Here is a 21229-nt window from a genome sequence, read left to right as displayed (position 1 = left end):
AAGGCTTGAAAAGTGTCTGATATTCTTGATGGAAAAAAAATACTCCTTATTATCGGTGGCGGTATTGCGGCTTATAAATGCCTTGACCTGATCCGGCGATTAAAGGAACGCGGTGTTGAAATTCAAGCCATCCTGACCAAAGGAGGCGCTGAATTCGTAACGCCTCTTTCCGTAAGCAGCCTGACTGAAAATAAAGTGTATCAGGATTTATTTTCCCTAACCGATGAAGCGGAAATGGGTCATATCAGGCTATCCCGTGAAAATGATCTTATTCTTGTTGCCCCGGCAAGTGCTGATCTGATGGCAAAAATGGCGGCGGGGATTGCTGATAATCTGGCAACCACAACGCTGCTGGCCACAAATAAACCCGTCATGATAGCCCCGACCATGAACAGTCAGATGTGGGGAAACATAGCAACTCAACATAATTTATCCGTCCTAAAAACACGGGGAATATTGGTGATCCCACCGGCGGATGGCGATCTTGCCTGCGGCGAGGTTGGCACAGGCCGTCTCGCCGAAGTAGCGGATATGATCGCGAGTATTGAGGCTTTTTTTTTAAGCAATTCTGATAGCCCGCTTCTGGGCAGGAAAATTACCGTTACCGCTGGACCGACATATGAAGCGATTGACCCAGTCCGCTATATATCCAATCATTCTTCCGGGAAACAGGGATATGCTATCGCAAATGCACTTCGACAAATGGGAGCCGATGTTACGCTTATTTCCGGGCCCACGAACCTCAAAACTCCCGTTGGCGTCAATCGTATTAATGTCAGCTCTGCCCGAGAGATGATTGCAGAAGTGGAAAAATCCCTTCCGGCAGACGCCGCAATCTGTGTTGCTGCTGTCGCCGACTGGTATGTCAGGGACATAGCCAAGGAAAAAATAAAAAAGCAGGACGGCAAATTACCAACCCTTAATTTTGCAGAAAATCCGGACATTTTAAAAACCATTTCAAACCACAAAACGAAAAGACCACCGCTGGTAATTGGTTTTGCTGCTGAAACACAAAATGTTGAGGAATACGCAAAAGATAAACTTAAGAAGAAAGGCTGTGACTGGATTGTTGCCAATGATATATCCGGTGATGTGATGGGTGGCGATAATAATCAGGTCCATTTGATCCGTGCGGCGGGCATGGAAAGCTGGCCGAAAATGAGTAAGGATGATGTTGCCCAGAAACTGGCTTTAGAAATTGAAGACTATTTTAAGGAATTTAAATGACACAGGTGAATATTCAGATTTTACCCCATGGTGAGGGGTTGAAATTACCGGAATATGAAACAAAAAACAGCGCCGGCATGGATCTTATGGCCGCTATTCCTGACGGGGAAGAGCTCATTCTTAAGGTTGGCGAGAGACTTCTGGTTCCAACCGGGTTTGCCATGGCCCTGGCCGATGGCTATGAAGCACAGGTCCGCCCACGTTCAGGTCTGGCCTGGAAAAATGGTGTTACCGTACTTAATACACCGGGAACTATAGATGCTGATTATCGCGGGGAAGTAAAAGTCATCCTTATCAATCTGGGGCAGGAGGATTTTATTATCAAACGCAATATGCGCATTGCACAGATGATCATTGCGCCTGTCACCCAAATTTCATGGGTTAAGTGCGACAGTCTTGATGAAACGGCACGTGGCGCGGGCGGGTTTGGCTCAACCGGAATGACATCATGAGCGGTACGATCACCCTGATTATTGCCGGCACAGAATGTACTTTACCTGCTGAAGAGCTGACGATTGAACGGATAATTGCCGAAGCACATTCCCTGGGCTATCAGCAGTTCAGTGTTTTCTGTAATGATAAGGAAATAAAAAACCCGGCGAATTTCAAAGTCGTTCCTGGCGCAACCTACATCATTGCTTCACCTGATGACACCCTTAATCCGAAAGACATTATTTATCAGGAGATTGAGGAAGAAAATGTCCCTTACTGATGAACAGATTGAACGCTATGCCCGCCATGTCATTTTGAAGGAAGTCGGCGGACCGGGTCAGCAGAAACTGATGAAGGCTAAAGTCCTTGTGATCGGGGCTGGCGGATTGGGTAGTCCCGTCCTTATGTATCTGGCAGCAGCAGGGGTAGGCACACTCGGTGTGATTGATGACGATGTCGTCGACTTAAGCAATCTTCAGCGCCAGATCATTCATAAAACCGGAAACCTTGGTCTTGAAAAAACATTGAGCGCAAAAGAAGCGCTGGAAGAAATTAATCCGGAAGTATCCGTCATTACCCATCAACAGCGCCTTGATGCCAAAAACGCCGAAGACATTATCAGCGGATATGACATTATTGCCGATGGATGCGATAATTTTTCAACCCGTTTTCTGGTCAATGATATTTGTCTGCGACTGAAAAAGCCCCTGATTTCAGGTGCCCTAAGTCAGTTTGATGGCCAGCTGGCGACGTTTAAGGGATATGAAAAGGATAAACCCTGCTACCGCTGTCTGGTCCCTGATCATCCTCGCGGAATATTGAGTTGCGCAGAAGCGGGTATTCTTGGCGCCGTGTCCGGCGTAGTCGGGACAATGCAAGCCGTTGAAGTGCTTAAGGAAATTTTATCGCTTGGTGAAAGTCTTGCCGGAAGACTTTTAATATATGATGCCTTAAGCGCCACGAGCCGAACCATTCGGCTGCCGAAGGATCCAGGTTGCAAATATTGTGGCGGCTAGAACCCTTCGGGCAAAACCCTGTCCCTGGGGCTGTGGCCATCAACAAAAGTTTTAATGTTGATCAGAACTTTTTGTCCCATTGCCAGGCGGGCCTCTACTGTGGCTGAGCCCATATGTGGGGCAGTCACCACATTTTCCAATCCAAAGAGACGCGGATTTACGTTGGGTTCATTTTCATAAACATCAAGACCGGCACCGGCGATTTTATTCTGCTCAAGTGCTTCAATCAAGGCGTCTTCATCAACCACATTGCCACGGGCCGTATTAATCAGATAGGCATGTTTTGGCATCAGACCAAGCCGTCTTGCTGACATAATATGGTGGGTATCCGTGGTCGCCGGGCAATTGAGGGAAAGAATATCCATCTGGGTTATCATTTGATCTAGGCTATTCCAGTATTTCGCTTCCAGCTTCCTTTCTATTTCCTGATGGACCTGATGCCTGTTGTGGTAATGAATTTCAAGGCCGAAGGCACGTGCGCGTAGGGCAAGAGCCTCACCAATTCGGCCCATACCGATAATACCAAGCTTTTTACCACTGAGCCGCATACCAAGCATACCGGTCGGCGACCAAATTCTCCATTTTCCGGCTCTGAGCAGTCTTTCCCCTTCAGAAAGCCTCCTTGTAATATCAAGCATTAACGCCATGGCCAAATCTGCCGTATCTTCAGTAAGCACCCCCGGCGTATTGGTCACGGTAATCATTTTATTTCTGGCAGCATTTATATCAATATGATCAACGCCAACCCCGAAATTTGCAATCAGTCTCAGATTGGGTCCGGCGTTTGCCAATATTTCACGATCAATTTTATCCGTCACTGTCGGTACCAGAATATCTGCCTCTTTTACGGCACTTATTAAGTCTTCACGGCTGAAAATATGATCATCATGATTAAGCTGTGCATCAAATAACTCTCTCATTCGTGTTTCAATTTCATGTGGCAGTTTTCGGGTCACTATGACGACTGGTTTCATATTGATAGTCTCTGTAAATTTTGATTAATCCGAGTATATTGGGCATAAAAATCTGTTACAATCAAAAAGCATCCTTGACGGTACCGTGATAAACTTACATATATGGACCATACTTAAAACCAACTGAATTTATCAATGAAGCCAGCATTTAAAATCGTTTTTATCGTTTTTCTTTTTAATTTATGTTTTTCTGGCGCCTATGCCCAACAGGAAGAACGCACAACCGGCGCATCGGGATATCCGCTGCCGCGGTTTATGTCGCTTGATGATAAAATCACCAATATGCGCACCGGACCGGGTCTGGATTATCCGATTGACTGGATTTATCAGAAACAGGATTATCCGCTAAAAGTCATCGCTGAGTATGGAAACTGGTTTAAGGTTATGGATATTGATGGCTCAACCGGATGGATTTTAAGGGCACTGCTGTCCCTTAATCGGTATGGGATAATTATTAATGGAACCCAGAGCCTTGTCAAATCACCTGAAGAAAGTAATATCATTACTCTTACGGCAGAACAGGATGTTCTTGGAACCGTACTGCAATGCAATAATGCCTGGTGCGAAATGGAAATCGGCGGCTTTAAAGGCTGGATCAGGAGTGAGAATGTCTGGGGTGTTCTGGAACAGGAAACTTTTGATTAATTCCGGCAGTTCTCCATATGAACAACAACACTAACACCACTAATTTTTTTGCCCTCAGGAACATTTGGAAGGGTAGCAATAACCAGTTCATCAGATTTTAAATCAATCAACTTTTCCTCTTCCTTAAAGTAAAGATGATGATGGTCCGCAACGTTGGTATCAAAATAAGTTTTGCCCGGATTAACAACAACTTCCTTCAGAAGTCCCGCTTCGGTGAACTGATGCAGTGTATTATAGATGGTTGCCAATGAGACTTTTGCTTCTATCCGACCCACTTCTTTTTGAAGCATTTCTGCTGTGACATGGCGATCTTCGCCATCAAATAACAGCTTGGCAAGCGCAAGTCTTTGTCTAGTCGGTCTTAATCCAACATCCTGTAAACATCTCAGCGCATTTGAATAAGGTCGGGTCATTTGTCCACTCTCACTGTCTTTAACTACAGTTTATATGCTACACTTTAAAATTTCTTTAATCAAGCCGACGCCCGTTAGTCACCCGTTTGAATGCGGTCCACAAGTTCTTTTACAGTTGGTATAAAACCATTGCTGTAAAAGGGGTCTTTGGCAAAATTAAAAGCGGAATGGCCAGCAAACATCAGGTTATCATCAAGAGATGCGCCATGTGCTATATCCATCAATGATTTCTGGATACAGAAACTGCGTGGGTCAGCGCCACGGCCCGTTGAATAATTGGTGTCCGGATTCTGAGACCAGTTTGAGAATTTACACTGGCTTAAACAGCCCATGCAGTTTTTCTGATCCAGCCTAATATTCTCGGCATCATCCTCACTTACAAAAATAAGCGTATCATCCGGCGTTCGCATTGAAGTGTTGAAGCCCTGAGACACCCACTTCAGAACTTTTTCCTTGTCATCCTCTTTTACAAAATAACGCTTCTTGCCAACGGTCACTTCTGTATTAAAGGCTTCATCAATTCCTGCTTTATTGCGGAATGGAACCTGACGCTCAGACCGCTCTTCCAATTTTATCAGAAGATTATTTCGAACCGCTGATGAGTAAAAACCGGTCGGGCTGAAACGATGAAGAAGCACATCCCCTTCTTTAATGGTCAGCAGCCTTTCTTTCCAGGGCTGAGGGATAGGACTTTCTTTTGTCAGCAGTGGCCTTGTGCCATACTGGAAGGCAATAAGTCCTATTTCAGGATTATCAAACCAATGTTCCCAGTCACGAAGATACCAGACACCGCCAGCCATGATGATCGGAACATTTTCCAATCCAAATTTATTCATCATGGCTCTAAGGGCAACCACACGTGGATAGGGTTCCTGTGGTTCACGGGGGTCCTCCGCATTGGAAAGACCGTTGTGTCCGCCCGCAAGCCATGGATCTTCATAAACAACCCCGCCCAGCCATTCGCCATAATTCTGATAAGCACGCTTCCACAAAATACCAAAAGCCCGGGCAGATGAAATAATAGGATGGAAAAATACTTTATGGTTAGCCGCTATTTCGGAAAGCCGGTAAGGCATTCCGGCACCACAGGTAATACCGTGAACCAGTCCTTTGGTTTCATTAAGCACCCCTTCAAGTACAGGTTCTGCCCCGCCCATTTCCCAAAGAACATTAATATGAATTCGGCCTTTGCCGCCCGCAATATCATGGGCATCTTTCACCTGGCGAACGCCGCCATCAATGCCATACTGGATAAGTTCGGCATGCCGTTCTATACGGGTTTTGCCATGATAGATTTGTGGGATAACATCACCATTTTCATCGTAATTATCAGCATTAACACAGGAAACAGTCCCAACACCACCCGCAGCAGCCCAAGCCCCTGCGCTGGCGCCGTTGGTGGCCGATATTCCTTTCCCACCCTCAACGAGAGGAAGGACATCACTGCCAGATATATTTAATGAATTTAAAGCTCTCATAATATCCCTTAACCACAAACTTTTGTCTGTGGACCGGATGAACATTTAATAATACTCATCCGGTTTTTACAAATACTTTTAGAACAACCTTATTCCTTGTCGTCCTCACCATCCTTTTCGGCATCATCATTGAGCAAGGCCTTCATGCTTAAACGTACTTTACCACGATCATCAATGCCAAGTACTTTTACTTTAACCACATCGCCTTCATTGACAACATCCGTGACCTGTTTCACACGTTCATTGGCCAATTCACTGATATGTACCAGGCCGTCCCTGCTTCCCAGGAAATTGACAAAGGCTCCAAAGTCAACAGTTTTGACAACTTTACCTTCGTAAATTTTACCGACTTCCGGCTCTTCTACAATACCTTTAATCCAGTCCAGTGCCGCTTTAATGGCTTTCCCGTCAGGGGAAGATACTTTTACAATACCTTCGTCATCAATATCGACCTTTGCGCCTGTTACCTCACAAATTTCACGAATTACTTTACCACCAGTACCAATAATTTCACGAATTTTGTCTTTTTTAACCTGAAATGTTTCAATACGCGGAGCATATTCATTCATTTCTTCACGGGCTGTATCAAGAGCTTTATTCATGGATTCAAGAATAGTTGCACGACCGCCTTTGGCCTGTTCAAGTGCTACTTTCATGATTTCCTGTGTGATACCGGTGATTTTTATATCCATTTGAAGTGAAGTAATACCTTCTGAAGTACCCGCCACCTTAAAGTCCATATCCCCCAAATGATCTTCATCACCAAGAATATCAGAAAGAACGGCATAATCATCCCCTTCTTTGATAAGGCCCATGGCAATACCGGAAACCGGACGGGAAATTGGTACACCCGCATCCATCATGGATAGGGATGATCCGCAAACGGTGGCCATTGAGGATGATCCGTTTGATTCAGTGATTTCGGAAACAATCCGGATTGTATATGGGAATTCTTCCTTATTTGGAAGCACCGCTCTTACAGCACGCCACGCCAGTTTTCCGTGGCCAACTTCACGTCGACCGGTAAACCCGGTTCTGCCAACTTCACCGACCGAATAAGGCGGGAAGTTATAGTGAAGCATGAAATGTTCCTTATAGCTGCCGGTCAAGGCATCAATAAGCTGCTCATCATCGCCTGTGCCAAGTGTTGTAATGCAAAGCGCCTGGGTTTCACCGCGCGTAAAAAGCGCCGATCCGTGGGTGCGGGGCAGAATATTTACCTCGCCAATGACCTGACGAACTTCATCAAGTGAACGGCCGTCAATTCTTTTGCCTGTTTTAATGATATCACCACGCACAATGTCTTTTTCAAGATCTTTCAATATCCCGTCAACCAGGATCGACTTTACATCATCATCCTCAGGGGCATATTTTTCTTTAACAGCATCTTTAATGTCGCTGATTTTACCGACACGGGTTTGTTTGTCAGTTTCAGCATATGCTGCCCTTAGGCCTTTTTCCGCCATTTTGGCAATATCAGCAATAAGGGCACTATGGTCTTCCTCTTCCGTAAGTTCCATAGGGTCTTTTGCTGCAATTTCTGCAAGCTCAATAATCGCTTCAATGACAACCTGCATCTGTTCATGACCAAACATCACGGCACCAAGCATGATTTCCTCGGAAAGCTCATTTGCTTCGGACTCAACCATTAGAACCGCATCACGCGTTCCGGCAACAACAAGATCAAGCTTCGAATTTTTAAGCTCTTCTTCTGTCGGGTTTAAAACATATTCACCATCAATGTAACCGACACGGGCACCTGCTATTGGGCCCATGAATGGAAGACCGGACAATGTTAATGCCGCACTGGTCCCTATGATTGAAGGTATATCAGCCTGATTTTCGAGATCATGGCTCATTGTCGTACAGGAAACCTGCGTTTCATTTTTGAAACTTGGTACGAAAAGTGGGCGAATGGGTCTGTCGATGAGACGGGAGATTAGAATTTCAGATTCCGCCGGACGCCCTTCACGTTTAAAAAAACCGCCTGGTATTTTACCGGCGGCGTATGCTTTTTCCTGATAGTTAACTGTTAGTGGGAAAAAATCAACGCCGGCTTTTGCTTTTTTTGCGGCGGTCACAGCTGTAAAAACTGATGTTTCCCCGTATGTTACCATAACGGCCCCTGCCGCCTGGCGGGCTATATGCCCTGTTTCGATTATGAGCGGACGTCCGCCCCAAGTGATTTCTTTCTTTTGTATATCAAACATATATATTTCCAACTTTTTTCGGCTTGTTTTTTGACTTGTGGGCCAAGGCCCATCCTTAAACCCACGCGTCAAAAAGCCTTGTACATGACCCCTATGGCCATGCATTCATATTTTCTTATTTACGAAGACCCAGACTTTTTATCAAAGCCTGATAACGACCTGCGTCTTTTGAGTTAAGATAATCAAGAAGCTTGCGTCTTTTATTGACTAGCATCAAAAGCCCGCGGCGCGAATGGTTATCTTTATTATGTGTCTTAAAATGTTCTGTTAGCTGAGCAATTCTATGTGTCAGAATAGCAACCTGAACTTCCGGGGAACCTGTATCACCATCTTTAATGGCATACTCTTTAATCAGTTCCTGCTTTTTTTCTGCAGTAATCGACATCAATAACTCCTTATGTAAAATTTATAAATTAAAAACACGGACCGGTTTTAAGTGTCTTTCATCCAGCTCACAAAGGGCGATCAGTTTATCACCATACATGGCCTTATAAGTCACACCAGTCAGGTTTGAAGCTGGTAGATTTTCCCTTGAAAGGAATCCTCCGTTTTTAAGAAAATCCGCCTGTTCTTTTGTTACGGCCAGTGCCAAGATGTCGTCTAGCACGGTCACAACGTTAAGAATCCACTCTTCAAGCGGCGCACTATGTACTAATTCTTCCAGCTTTACCAGTGAAATCGTACCGTGCTCTTCAAATGGGCCGACATTCGTTCTTCTTAACATAGATATATATCCACATGTTCCCAAACTATTTGCCAGATCACGCCCGATTGACCGAACATATGTCCCTTTTGAGCAGTCCATTTTAAATGTTGCCCGGTCCTTTTCATAACAAATAAGATCAAGATTAAATATTTCAACCTCCCGGGCTTTAATATCCACTTTCTCTCCTGCCCGTGCCAGATCATAAGCCCTTTTGCCGTCGAGTTTTATTGCGCTGAATGCTGGGGGAACCTGCATTATTTTTCCTGAAAATTCAGGTAAAGCCTTGAGAATTTCATTTTGTGACGGAATTATATCACTGGTCATAATGACGTCACCTTCTGCATCGTCTGTGCTTCGCGCCTCTCCCCAGATGACCGTAAATTCATATGTTTTTCTGGCATCCAATATATAGGGAATAGTCTTAGTTGCTTCACCAAAAGCAATAGGCAGGACCCCTGTTGCAAGAGGATCCAATGTTCCGGCATGACCCACTTTTTGTGCTTTTGTCAGATAACGGCATTTACCCACCACCGCTGTGGAGGTCATACCATAAGGCTTATCAATTACCAGCCAGCCGTCAATTTTATTGCCCTTACGCTTTCTGGCCATTGCGAATTATTGCTTATCCTTTTTAAGGTCCTGGGCAACATGCGCACTGTTTAAAAGTGCTTCTATATGATCTGCTTCACCAAAACTGTAATCAGAGGTAAATTTCAGGTTGGGAAAAAATTTCATTCTGACCATTCTGGCAAGCTGTCCGCGAATAAATTTACTGTTGCGGTTAAGTCCATCAACCACTTCCTGAATATCTTTTCCGCCGAGAGGCATGACAAAAATGGTCGCATTTCTTAAGTCCGGACTACACCTGACTTCTGTAACCGTAATGGATTTATCGCTAAGCGCCTCATCACGAATTTCGCCCCGTGAAAGAAGTTCTGAAAGGGCATGACGAATATTTTCGCCTACCCTTAATACTCTGTGGCTCGGGCGGGCATCATTCACAAATCTTGACTTGGACATAATTTAATCCTTGCTATTGCAACAGAAAATAATTTCGCGCATTCATTCTGATTAAAGATTACGCTCAATTTCCTCGACTTCATAGCATTCGATGATATCACCTTTTTTCATGTCATTATAATTGGCGAAATTCATTCCACATTCAACACCACTCTCAACTTCCTTAACGGAATCCTTAAAGCGACGCAGTGAACCAAGATCGCCTTCATAAACGACTGTATCATCGCGGAGCAGTCTGGCTTTTGCCCCCTGTCTGACAACACCACTGGTTACCAGACATCCTGCAGCTTTGCCTTTTCCTGCATTGAAAATTTCAAGAATTTCTGCTGTTCCAATAATTGTTTCCCTAATTTCAGGGGCCAGAAGTCCGGACATTACCGCTTTAATATCATCAATCAGATCATAGATGATTGAATAATAACGAATTTCCACGCCTTCTTTGTTGGCCAGGTCAGCCGCATTACGGCTTGCTCTAACATTAAAGCCAATGATCGGTGCCCCAGTTGCCACAGCCAAACCAACATCGGTTTCGCTAATGCCGCCGACACCGCTATGAACTATTTTACATTTAACTTCGTCAGTATTTAATTGTTCTAGCGATGAAACAATGGCCCCCACTGAGCCCTGCACATCAGCTTTAAGCAATATTGGAACTGTTGAGATTTCAGCTTCCTTAAGCTTATCGAACATAGTCTCAAGGCTGGCGGCTGGTGCTTTGTTTTTATCGTCTTTGATCTGGTTTAGACGGAAGCTGATAACACTTCTTGCTTTTGCTTCGTCATCAACAACGACAAATTCATCTCCTGCACCGGGAGCACTATCAAGTCCGAGCACTTCTACAGGGGTAGACGGGCCCGCTTCTTTAATTTGCGAGCCTCGATCATCAACAAGAGCCCTGGCACGGCCCCATGCTGTACCGGCAACAATCACATCACCGACTTTTAATGTACCGCGCTGTACGATTACTGTTGCAACAGGCCCACGGCCCTTATCCAGTTTTGCTTCCACAACGACACCACCCGCCGTCCTGTTGGGATTTGCTTTAAGATCACTGAGCTCAGCCTGCAAAAGAATAGCCTCTTCCAGCTTATCCAGACCTTCTCCGGTTTTCGCAGAAACCTCAATATCAAGAACTTCCCCACCCATGCTTTCAACAAAGACTTCATGCTGTAGCAGGTCCTGACGTATTTTTGTTGGGTTTGCACCCGGAACATCCATTTTGTTGATTGCGACGACAATCGGAACTTCGGCTGATTTCGCATGGCTTATTGCTTCGATGGTTTGTGGCATAATGCCATCATCCGCCGCGACAACAAGGACTACTATATCCGTGACCTGAGCACCACGGGCACGCATGGCCGTAAATGCGGCATGACCAGGTGTATCAAGGAACGTGATTTTATCACCGCTTGCCAGTTTAATCTGATAGGCTCCGATATGCTGGGTAATTCCACCCGCTTCATCTGCTGTGACACTTGTTTTTCTAAAAGCATCAAGAATTGATGTTTTTCCGTGATCAACATGCCCCATGACCGTAACCACAGGTGGCCTGGACACAAGATCGGCTTCCGTATCTTCTGGGCCTGTCAGGTCAAGCTCGACATCAGAAGCGCTGATACGTTTCAGCTTATGTCCAAATTCCTCAACAATCAGCTCGGCGACATCATGATCGACTTCATCGCTGGCCCCTGACATTACACCCATTTTCATCAGAGATCGGATAACATCATTGGTTTTTTCTGTCATCCTGTTTGCCAGTTCTGCAACGGTAATGCTGTCAGGCACAATAACTTCCCGGTAAATTTTCTTGGCCGGCTCAACAAGCCCACTTTGTCTTTTTTCTTTTGCTCTTTTTCGTTTAAGTGACGCAAGACTTCTCTGGCGCTCCGTATTTCCGGAAAGTGCCTGTGCAACTGTCAGTCTGCCACTACGGCGACGCGTATCGTCAAACCGGCTCTTCTTAACCTCCAAATGCTTTGTAAGGCTATCTTTTTCCAGTTTGTTTATTTCCTTGGATTTTGAAGAATGCCCGGTTTCCACCCTTACGGCCGCAGCTTCCGCCTCTGCTATTCTTGCCGCCTCTTCCTCGCGCTTTCTTTTAATTTCAAGATCGACCTGGCGTTTTTCTTCATCCACATCTTTTTTAGGCGGCGCTTCTTTTTTTGGCTTTGCTTTGATTTCTTCCGCCTCTTTCGCCAGACGCTCTGCTTTTGCTGCCTCTTCTACAGCTTTCCTTTTTGCTTCCTCTGCAGCACGCTTCGCTCTTTCTTCACTGTCTTTTTGTGCTTTTTCAAGAACTTTTGCACGCATTTCCCTTTCACTATCAGAAAGGCCGCCCATAGATTTGTCATCAACAGGAGCGGGTTGTTTTTCAGCTTTTTTTGCAGCATTGAACGGCGTACTGATTATTGATTTTGGCTTAAGCGTTTGCTTATCAGCAACTGGTTTCTGACCAGGCATTATTAGCTTTTTCTTACGTTGAACCACAACACCATTTGTACCACTTCCTGACCCAACTGTGCCGGCAGGTTTCATCTGGAGCGTCTTGCGTCCAGTTGTGGATAAAGGTGTATTTTTATTTTTATCGTCACTCATTCTTTTTTCGCCTTGAAAACCAATTTATCCTTTTAACACAAAAAATAAATAATGGCTTTATTTTATAACCTTTTTCTACAGTTCTCGTAACGGGACAATTCCCGCAACAAACTGGTTCTTATTCCACCCGGCAGTATCGCCAGATGTACTGCATTGTCCATCCCGACAGCCTGACTTAATTCATTACGGGCAAACATATCGAATACCTGTAATTTATCAAGCCCCTGAGTTATTTTATTGCGACCGTTATCGGCACAATCACTGGCTACAAACAAAACATCCGTTTTAAATGATTTCAGTGCTGCTCTAACCTTTTCAAACCCTGTTAAGACATTTCCGGCCCGATTGGCTAGTCCCAGATAATCCAAACAACGTTTATGAAGGAGCCCTTCAACCTGATCCACTAAATCATTTCTGACCGTAATGGATGTTTTTTTGTCTTCTTTTATATCCTCTTCAAGCTCTTCAACATCATTTTTTTTCTTACTGCCGAGCGCTTGATAACCAAACCGCAAAAATAATTTTCTTTTTATTGCGTCTTCCAGAACCTGTCTTTTCGCCAGAACCCAGCATCCTCTTCCCGGCAGTTTTGCCGCCACATCCGGTATGATCTGACCATCAGGGCCACAAACAAACCGGATGAGATCATAAGACGGATGATATTCCGCTGTGACCAAACATTTCCTTGTTCTTGGTGATTTGGTCAAAGTTCATTTTCCTATTCCGCGGTTTCCGGATCAGCTTCATCCGTCGCTTCGTCACCGTCCTCATCCTCAAACCAGTGCGCCCGCGCCGCCATGACAATTTCATTGGCCTGATCAAGGTTAAGATCATAATCACGAAGAATACCATCTTCAGGGCTGGTCAGTTCATCCCCGGCAAGATCCCCCAGATCATCCAGAGTTTTAATGCCCGCTTCACCGAGAGTAACCAGCATTGGCGGTGTAAGTCCCTCAATGGAGGCAAGATCATCATCAACGCCCAGCTCTTTACGTTTATCTTCGGCTTCAATCGCGATGACACTTAAGGCTTCTCTTGCCCGAGATTGCAGCTCTTCCACCAGAGCCATATCAAACCCTTCAATTCCTGCAAATTCATCAGGTGCTACGTAGGCCACTTCTTCAAGATTTCGGAACCCTTCTCCTACAAGAAGAAGGGCAAGTGTTTCATCAACATCAAGAGCATTCATAAATAATTCACTGCGCTCTTTATATTCAGCCTGACGGCGTTCGGACTCGTCCGCTTCCGTCATAATATCAACCTGCCACCCGGTTAACTGGGAGGCAAGGCGCACATTCTGACCACGACGGCCGATGGCAAGACTAAGCTGATCTTCGCCGACAACAACATCCATCCTGCCGGCATCTTCATCAATAACCACTTTTGTTACATTGGCTGGTGCAAGAGCACGAATGATATATGTTGCTGGATCCGGTGACCATTGAATAATATCAATCTTTTCACCCTGCAGCTCCTCGACAACCGCCTGAACACGGCTACCACGCATACCTACACAGGCCCCAACCGGATCGATACTGGGGTCATTGCTGGTCACAGCAATTTTGGCGCGGCTACCCGGGTCACGGCTAACCCCGACGATCGCAATTACACCATCATAAATTTCCGGGACTTCGCCAGCAAAAAGTTTTGCCATGAAATCTGGATGCGTACGGGATAGAAAAATCTGCGGGCCCCGTTGCTCTTCACGAACATCAAGAATGATGGCACGAACACGTTCACCATTTCGGATATGCTCTCTCGGGATCAGCTGATCACGGCGAATAATCGCTTCTGCAGATCCCAAATCAACAATCACATTTCCATATTCAACCCGCTTTACGACACCATTGATCATATCGCCGATTTTATCTTTATATTCAGCAAATTGACGGGCACGTTCCGCTTCCCTGACTTTCTGAACAATTACCTGTTTGGCTGTTTGCGCCGCAACACGGCCAAAATCAATTGCTGGAAGCTCATCAGCAAGAATGTCACCAATAGCGGCATTCTCTTTATAATGACTGGCGTCTGCAACATTGATTTCTGTTGAATGATTTTCAACATTTTCCACCACTTCAAGAACACGGTATAATTTAATATCGCCCGTCTTGCGATCAATGTGTGCCTTAATCTCGTTCTCCATACCATAACGTGAACGTGCGGCTTTCTGAATAGCTTCTTCCATTGCGGCCAGAACAATTTCCTTATCGATGCTTTTTTCACGTGCCACGGCATCAGAAATTTGTAAAAGCTCTAATCTGTTTGCGCTTACTGCTGTCATACTTTTATGCTCCAGTATATTTTCATAATATGATCGGAATTAAGATGGCTTCGAAGTGGCAAGCTTCATCAATTCATCCGTCAGTACCAGTTTTGCTTTTTGAATGTCATCAAAATCAAGTTTATAAACTTCACCCTCAACATTCATTAAAATTAAGTTGTCTTCCGTCCCCAGTAATTTACCACGGTATCTTTTGCGTCCATCGACGGATTTTTTCATTTCTATTTTTGTTTCATGTCCTGCATAATTGATAAAATCCTTCATGCGGGTCAACGGCCGGTCAAGACCAGGTGAACTTACCTCTAAAACATATTCACTATCGATCGGGTCTTCCACATCAAGAAGAACTGAAATTTCCCTGCTGATTTTGGCACAGCCCTCGACTGTCATGGTACCATCTTCTGCTTCAGCCATGATCTGCAAAGTTGACGGTCCGCCTTTTGGTGAGCTGAACATCTGCACGCGCACCAGCTCATAGCCCAGGCTTTCAATAGCGGGCTCAATTAGATCAGCAATTTTATCCGTCAGGATCGTTGACATCAATATTCCAGAATTTATCAGGTACAAACAAAAAAGCAGGCCAGTGAAACACTTGCCCGCACCTAAATTTTTAAAATTTCAAGTGATTCGGATATCTATATATATAGAGTAATTTTGAGGAACTTCAAGCTCTTTATTCAGTACTGATCATATGCCGCTTTTATGCTTTTTTGATAAATGTCATATAAGCACTTTTCCGGCCAGCTTTGAGGGCCTTCTGCTCATAACGGGTTGGCGGCCAGTCATCGGGTCTGACATGCCAGTTATCGGGATGATCCGATTTCCAGTCAAAATCCTCATTTTCCAATAAACGGGCAAGGATCCACCGACAATAATCATGATGATCGGTGCCAATTCGGAGTTCAGCATTCATTTTAAGAATTCGGGACAATACTGCCAAGTTTCCAGGATTAACGACACGGCGCTTATGATGTCTTTTTTTAGGCCAAGGATCGGGGAACAAAATAAAGGCACGGGAAATAGACTGATCCGGCAGTGCATCCATTAACAGCCGTGCATCATCCTTAAAAATCCTGATATTGGTCACATTATCACGGACCATATGATCAATAAGACCGGAAACCCCATTAATAAAGGGCTCACAGCCAATAAATCCAATATTCGGATTTGCCTTAGCCTGTTCTACTAAATGCTCACCCTTGCCAAACCCAATTTCCAGCCAATATTCGGCCGGATTATGATCAAACAGTTTTGAAAGTTCAACTTTACCATTTTCAAAAGACTTAATTGAATATTTAGGCAGATATTCATTAAGTCTGGCGGCACTGTTTTCTTTTAATGGCTTTGCCTGACGTCGCCCATAAATGCGACTGCCCTGAATAGTTTCCAGATCTTTCATACAGCTTTCACACAATCATTGCATTGCAATAATTATTAGAATTCAGCCTTTAAAGCGTCAACCAAATCTGTTTTTTCCCATGAAAAACCACCATCCGCTTCCGGATTTCTGCCAAAATGGCCATAGGCTGCTGTCCGTCTATAGATAGGCTTGTTAAGGCCTAGATGCTGGCGAATTCCTCTGGGACTTAAATCCATCACTTCGGTTAGCACTCTTTCAAGTTTTGCCGGGTCCACGTGACCGGTCTGATGAAAATCAACATATAGCGAAAGGGGTTTTGAAATTCCAATAGCATAAGCCAGCTGGATTGTACATCTGTCAGCCAGCCCGGCTGCAACAACATTTTTTGCAAGATAACGGGTAACATAAGCAGCAGAACGGTCCACTTTGGTCGGATCTTTTCCTGAAAATGCACCGCCGCCATGCTGTGCGGCCCCGCCGTAGGTATCCACAATGATTTTACGGCCGGTAAGACCCGCATCACCGTCAGGGCCACCAATAATGAACTGGCCGGTCGGATTGATGTAAAGCTCTTCTTCCGGCGGCATCCAGCCATCAGGTAAAATTTTCTGAATGTGTGGCAGAACGATCTCCCTGACACGTTGCTGACTAACACTTGCATTATGCTGAGTTGAAACCACAACAGATGTAGCGGCCACCGGTTTTCCGCCTTCGTACCTTAAGGTCACCTGACTTTTAGAATCCGGGCCAAGTTCCGGCGCACTACTGCTATGGCGCTCATCAGCCATGGATTTTAGAATATTATGGGAGAATTCAAGTGTTGCGGGCATTAAAGATTCTGTTTCATTGGTGGCATAACCAAACATTATTCCCTGGTCGCCAGCACCTTCATCTTTGTTGCCGGCAGCATCAACACCCATTGCAATATCCGATGACTGACCATGCACAAGCACTTCAACCTGCATATTTTTCCAGTGAAACCCTTCCTGCTCATAACCAATCGCTTTTACAACATCACGGGCTGTTTGCTCCATAACTTCATTCGTTATGGATTCCGGACCGCGAACTTCACCAGCCAGAACTACTCGGTTTGTGGTCGTCAGTGTTTCAACGGCAACACGTGATTCAGGCTCAGCTGCCAAAAATTTATCAACAATTGCGTCTGAAATTTGATCAGATACTTTATCCGGATGTCCTTCTGAAACGGATTCACTGGTAAATAAATAGTTTTCTCGACTCAATTTTCTGCTCCTGAAAGAGAAATTAATAAACATGATGTCAATAGTATATAAAGAAATCTTTATATAATGTTAATTGACAGTGATATCGTGCAAAAAACCTAAAATCAACCTTTTATTTTAGAGCTTCAATAAAATCTGCAATTTCAATTGCTGACTGCTCTAAATTATCATGATGGGAACGTCCTGATTTTAATCTCGGTTTTAAATCATGGTTTCCATCCGTTAGCCATACTATTTTAATTTTATCGGAAAGTTTATATTGGCTGACTATATCTTTTGACCCCATTGGGTCCCTTTCCCCCTGTAAAATAAGGGTGGGTGTTTTAAGGCTCATCAAATGGTCGATGCGTGGCTTATCCAATTTTCCCGGCGCGTAAAATGGATAACCAAGAAGAATGAGCCCCTGTACTCCGCACTCATCTGCAACCATTGAAGCGATCCGTCCACCCATTGATTTTCCACCAATGAAGATTGGACCTTTATGATTTTTTTGACTTTCCTCAATGATTTGATGCCATGACGTCAAGAGCGTATTTAGCGGGTTTGGGGGCCGTTTTCCCCCACCATCGCGACGGATGGCCATATAGGGAAATTCAAATCGCAGAATTTTTATATTGTTTTGGACAAGCGTTTCAGCAAAATAATTCATAAAATCCGTATCCATCGGGGCACCCGCTCCATGAGCAAGAATTAATAAATTTTCCGCATTGTCAGGTCCTGTCCAGATAACCGGATGATTTTTTATCTTAGACAACTATGATATTTCCATTTCTAACAATTATATCAATAGCTTGAAGCTTATCACCATTGCATGGCCCCGCAACACATAGTCCATCCGAGATTTGGAAAAGAGCCCCATGGGTATGACACATGAAATATTTTCCGCTTTTTTCAGTAAACTTTCCTTCTTCCATATTAAGAGGCGTACCCGCATGGGGACAGACATTTACATAGGCATATATATTATCCTCTATTCTATGCACAAATATATCTTGAATATCGTTGCCGCTGCGAAAGGAAAATTCTTTCGCACCCCCCTCTTCAATATCACTGATCGGACATAAAATATCCCCGGCATTAAGCCCTATATCAAGAGCACTTAATTTTATAGAGTTAGTCACCAGCCGGCAGCCATGGGCCAATAGCCCCCATCCAGCGACGGACCGTTACCTTATCAAAAAGGCCCGCTTTGTTGTAAGGATCGTTTTTGGCAAAGTCCTCTGCCTGTTCACGGCTGTCAACGTCAACGATAATCATGCTGCCGCAGGGTTTTGGTTCATCGCCTTCTGTAAGAAGCGGGCCGCCAAGAACTGTAAGTCCCTGTTCTTTGGCATAGGCAAGATGATCAGGGCGTACCTTCATACGCAGATCCAGGCTGTTTTCCTTATCAAAGGCAGTTATTATGTAGTGCATTGGTTTTCCTTTATTTTAATATTCTGAAACAAATGGCCTGTTGAGCAAATCCATTATGACCGTATCGACATCCTTGCCTTCATGCAGAATATCATTAACGGCCATGACAATCGGTAAATCAAGCTTTTCTTCCCGGCATATTCTCGCCAGAACAGAAGACGTATGATACCCTTCGGCAACTGTATTTCTTACTGAGAGAAACTCGTCTATGGATTTCCCTTCTCCGATCGCAATGCCCAGAGACATATTCCTTGATTGCGGCGATGAGCAGGTAAGAATTAAATCACCAAGACCGCAAAGCCCCATCATTGTTGATCTTTCAGCACCGTATCGTTCTCCGAATTTTACCATTTCCGAAAGGCTTCTGGTTATTAAGGCCGCCCTGGCATTATCTCCCATTTTCCGACCTGTGGTTATACCACAGGCAATGGCAAACACATTTTTAAGAGCGCCGCCAATTTCGGCGCCCACTACATCGCGCGAGGCATAAGGCCGAAAAGTTGGCTGACCAATGGCATCGGATAGTCTTTTTGTCACCCGTTGGTATTTTGACGCTATCGTCACCGCAGACGGCAACCCTTCGGCAACTTCCCGGGCAAAAGTTGGCCCAGATAAAACAACAAGTGGAGATTTTGGCAGTATTTCAGAAACAACTTCCGACATAAGCTTTCCTGATGATTGCTCAATCCCTTTTGCGCAAAGCACAATTGTCGCACTTTCCTGAATATGGTGTTTAAGATCGCCAAGTACGGATCTTAAAAACTGGGCAGGTACCACCATAAAAATATAATCATGACCGGCTATATCAGCCATATTTGAGGTGGCCTTCAGTTTTTCAGAAAGTTTGATCCCCTTTAAAAAGGTTTTATTTTCATGATGCTGATTAATTGACGTCACGACGTCATCTTCCCGCGCCCAAAGTGTGACGCTACACCCCGCCTTTGCTGAAAGTTGTGCCAAAGCCGTCCCCCAGGCACCGGCTCCGACAACCCCTATACTTGGGGGTTTTATATTTTTATCATCTGACAATTGGTCTTCCATTTAATTCTCAAACCTTACTATTCAAGCTTTAATGCCAGCCCCTATTGCGGCCGGCGCATCAGGGTCAAGTGGCCATCTCGCCACCGCACCCGCATTTAAATCGGAAAATTCCTTTCTTTTGTATTTCTCAACCCCTGCCCAGGCTATCATCGCCCCATTATCCGTACATAAATGCATTGGTGGTGCTTTTAGCTCGAACCCACGTCGATCACAAAGATTTTTCAGTCTATCTTTAATCGTGCTATTGGCTGCAACGCCACCGGCAACGACTAGTATATGATCACCTGTTGGAAAATATTCAAGATAATTATCCATAGCTTGATCAAGTCGGTCGATAATTGAATCAGACAGCGCTGCCTGAAAACTGGCGGCAAGGTCATAAATATCCTGCTTTTGCAAAATGCCATTTTTCTCGGCACATAAGTTGTCTTTCGCTCTAAGCACTGCGGTTTTTAGCCCGGAGAATGAAAAATTACTTCCCGGCTTACCTTTTAATGGTCGTGGAAATTTAAATCTTTTCGGATTTCCTTGCTTTGCTGCTTTTTCAATGGCCGGGCCGCCCGGATATCCAAGACCCAGAATTTTTGCTGTTTTATCAAAAGCTTCCCCAGCCGCATCATCAATAGTTGTGCCAAGGCGCTGGTAGCTGCCAACATCTTTAACAATAAGAATCTGACAGTGTCCCCCTGAGATCAGAAGCAATAAATAAGGAAAGACAACTTCCTCGGTCAAACGAACAGATAATGCATGCCCTTCAAGATGGTTGACGCTGATCAAGGGAAGCCCGCGCGCATAGGCAATTGCCTTTGCGGTCATTAAACCTACCATCACCCCGCCGATAAGGCCTGGTCCTGCTGTTACTGCAATGGCCGAAAGATCCTCGAAGCCGATATCGGCTTCACGGAGGGCCTCCCTGATCAATCGGTTAAGATGATCAATATGGGATCGGGCCGCTATTTCAGGCACGACACCGCCGTAAGGCTTATGTTCTTCAAGCTGCGTCAGAACTATATTTGACAATATTTCTTTATTTGAAGAGACGATGGAAACAGCCGTTTCATCGCAACTGCTTTCTATGCCAATGATGAGTATCTGATCTTTTTTATTTGGCTTTGTCATCTTACCTTTTTTACTATCTTTACTGGCAACGCTTGATAATTTCCATTAAACCTTATAC

The 21229-nt window shown here is 44.7% G+C and carries 23 protein-coding genes; 5 read left to right on the top strand and 18 right to left on the bottom strand.

Going from position 1 to position 21229, the window contains the following annotated elements; genetic code table 11:
* Positions 1-12 precede the first annotated feature (12 nt).
* The 4 genes from coaBC to moeB are packed head-to-tail and all read left to right on the top strand — an operon-like array spanning position 13 to position 2675.
* Entirely contained in the window at positions 13-1227 is a 1215-nt protein-coding gene (gene coaBC / locus R3D86_06060; protein ID MEZ5757765.1) for a bifunctional phosphopantothenoylcysteine decarboxylase/phosphopantothenate--cysteine ligase CoaBC, read from the top strand.
* Positions 1224-1679 (top strand): dUTP diphosphatase, encoded by a 456-nt coding sequence (gene dut, locus R3D86_06055; GenBank protein MEZ5757764.1) that lies wholly within the window; start codon positions 1224-1226, stop codon positions 1677-1679. The genes coaBC and dut overlap by 4 nt, the downstream gene beginning before the upstream one ends.
* Entirely contained in the window at positions 1676-1939 is a 264-nt protein-coding gene (locus tag R3D86_06050) for a hypothetical protein (protein ID MEZ5757763.1), read from the top strand. The genes dut and R3D86_06050 overlap by 4 nt, the downstream gene beginning before the upstream one ends.
* Positions 1926-2675 carry a molybdopterin-synthase adenylyltransferase MoeB gene (moeB, locus tag R3D86_06045; GenBank protein ID MEZ5757762.1) on the top strand — a complete coding sequence of 250 codons (750 nt, stop codon included), beginning with the start codon at positions 1926-1928 and terminating at the stop codon, positions 2673-2675. The genes R3D86_06050 and moeB overlap by 14 nt, the downstream gene beginning before the upstream one ends.
* Here moeB and R3D86_06040 read toward each other — a convergent pair.
* A complete protein-coding gene (locus R3D86_06040) occupies positions 2672-3649 on the bottom strand; it encodes a D-glycerate dehydrogenase (protein ID MEZ5757761.1) in 978 nt (325 codons plus the stop codon). The two genes, moeB and R3D86_06040, sit on opposite strands and share 4 nt — an antisense overlap.
* A 135-nt stretch (positions 3650-3784) precedes the next feature.
* Between R3D86_06040 and R3D86_06035 the strand changes: the two genes are divergently transcribed.
* Positions 3785-4294, top strand: a complete 510-nt coding sequence (locus R3D86_06035) for an SH3 domain-containing protein (GenBank protein ID MEZ5757760.1) — start codon at positions 3785-3787, stop codon at positions 4292-4294.
* On the opposite strand, the gene R3D86_06030 is transcribed toward R3D86_06035, so the two are convergent.
* The 17 genes from R3D86_06030 to tsaD form a co-directional block, all read right to left on the bottom strand.
* Positions 4291-4707, bottom strand: coding sequence for a Fur family transcriptional regulator (locus R3D86_06030; protein ID MEZ5757759.1), 417 nt, complete (start codon positions 4705-4707; stop codon positions 4291-4293). The two genes, R3D86_06035 and R3D86_06030, sit on opposite strands and share 4 nt — an antisense overlap.
* A gap of 74 nt (positions 4708-4781) precedes the next feature.
* Positions 4782-6185 carry a nitronate monooxygenase gene (locus R3D86_06025; protein ID MEZ5757758.1) on the bottom strand — a complete coding sequence of 468 codons (1404 nt, stop codon included), beginning with the start codon at positions 6183-6185 and terminating at the stop codon, positions 4782-4784.
* Between the two features lie 89 nt (positions 6186-6274).
* Positions 6275-8395 carry a polyribonucleotide nucleotidyltransferase gene (gene pnp, locus R3D86_06020; protein MEZ5757757.1) on the bottom strand — a complete coding sequence of 707 codons (2121 nt, stop codon included), beginning with the start codon at positions 8393-8395 and terminating at the stop codon, positions 6275-6277.
* 115 nt (positions 8396-8510) lie between these two features.
* Complete coding sequence (rpsO, locus tag R3D86_06015; protein ID MEZ5757756.1) at positions 8511-8780, bottom strand: 30S ribosomal protein S15; 270 nt, start codon at positions 8778-8780, stop codon at positions 8511-8513.
* Between the two features lie 21 nt (positions 8781-8801).
* The gene (truB, locus tag R3D86_06010) at positions 8802-9710 is read right to left on the bottom strand and encodes a tRNA pseudouridine(55) synthase TruB (protein ID MEZ5757755.1); all 909 of its coding nucleotides are present in this window, start codon (positions 9708-9710) and stop codon (positions 8802-8804) included.
* Between the two features lie 6 nt (positions 9711-9716).
* Complete coding sequence (gene rbfA / locus R3D86_06005; GenBank protein MEZ5757754.1) at positions 9717-10121, bottom strand: 30S ribosome-binding factor RbfA; 405 nt, start codon at positions 10119-10121, stop codon at positions 9717-9719.
* Positions 10122-10172: 51 nt separating this feature from the next.
* Positions 10173-12716, bottom strand: coding sequence for a translation initiation factor IF-2 (infB, locus tag R3D86_06000; protein MEZ5757753.1), 2544 nt, complete (start codon positions 12714-12716; stop codon positions 10173-10175).
* A 62-nt stretch (positions 12717-12778) separates the two neighbouring features.
* On the bottom strand, positions 12779-13423 hold the full coding sequence (locus tag R3D86_05995) for a DUF448 domain-containing protein (GenBank protein ID MEZ5757752.1): 645 nt from the start codon (positions 13421-13423) through the stop codon (positions 12779-12781).
* 11 nt (positions 13424-13434) lie between these two features.
* Entirely contained in the window at positions 13435-14997 is a 1563-nt protein-coding gene (gene nusA / locus R3D86_05990; protein MEZ5757751.1) for a transcription termination factor NusA, read from the bottom strand.
* A 39-nt stretch (positions 14998-15036) separates the two neighbouring features.
* Positions 15037-15537 carry a ribosome maturation factor RimP gene (rimP, locus tag R3D86_05985; protein ID MEZ5757750.1) on the bottom strand — a complete coding sequence of 167 codons (501 nt, stop codon included), beginning with the start codon at positions 15535-15537 and terminating at the stop codon, positions 15037-15039.
* A gap of 160 nt (positions 15538-15697) precedes the next feature.
* Positions 15698-16396 carry a tRNA (guanosine(46)-N7)-methyltransferase TrmB gene (gene trmB, locus R3D86_05980; GenBank protein ID MEZ5757749.1) on the bottom strand — a complete coding sequence of 233 codons (699 nt, stop codon included), beginning with the start codon at positions 16394-16396 and terminating at the stop codon, positions 15698-15700.
* A 35-nt stretch (positions 16397-16431) separates the two neighbouring features.
* Positions 16432-17598 carry a methionine adenosyltransferase gene (metK, locus tag R3D86_05975; GenBank protein MEZ5757748.1) on the bottom strand — a complete coding sequence of 389 codons (1167 nt, stop codon included), beginning with the start codon at positions 17596-17598 and terminating at the stop codon, positions 16432-16434.
* 112 nt (positions 17599-17710) lie between these two features.
* Positions 17711-18352, bottom strand: a complete 642-nt coding sequence (locus tag R3D86_05970) for an alpha/beta family hydrolase (GenBank protein ID MEZ5757747.1) — start codon at positions 18350-18352, stop codon at positions 17711-17713.
* Positions 18345-18719 carry a Rieske 2Fe-2S domain-containing protein gene (locus R3D86_05965; GenBank protein ID MEZ5757746.1) on the bottom strand — a complete coding sequence of 125 codons (375 nt, stop codon included), beginning with the start codon at positions 18717-18719 and terminating at the stop codon, positions 18345-18347. Before R3D86_05965 ends, R3D86_05970 begins: the two co-directional genes overlap by 8 nt.
* Positions 18712-19011, bottom strand: coding sequence for a YciI family protein (locus R3D86_05960; GenBank protein ID MEZ5757745.1), 300 nt, complete (start codon positions 19009-19011; stop codon positions 18712-18714). The genes R3D86_05965 and R3D86_05960 overlap by 8 nt, the downstream gene beginning before the upstream one ends.
* Before the next feature lie 15 nt (positions 19012-19026).
* Positions 19027-20040: an NAD(P)H-dependent glycerol-3-phosphate dehydrogenase gene (locus R3D86_05955; GenBank protein ID MEZ5757744.1), complete on the bottom strand. Its 1014-nt coding sequence runs from the start codon at positions 20038-20040 to the stop codon at positions 19027-19029.
* A gap of 33 nt (positions 20041-20073) precedes the next feature.
* Entirely contained in the window at positions 20074-21171 is a 1098-nt protein-coding gene (gene tsaD, locus R3D86_05950) for a tRNA (adenosine(37)-N6)-threonylcarbamoyltransferase complex transferase subunit TsaD (GenBank protein ID MEZ5757743.1), read from the bottom strand.
* Positions 21172-21229: the final 58 nt, after the last annotated feature.

The organism is Emcibacteraceae bacterium, assembly GCA_041396985.1.
Classification (GTDB): Bacteria; Pseudomonadota; Alphaproteobacteria; order Sphingomonadales; family Emcibacteraceae; genus Pseudemcibacter.
Note: the sequence above shows the minus strand (reverse complement) of the source record. Positions and strands in the feature narration are given on the sequence as shown.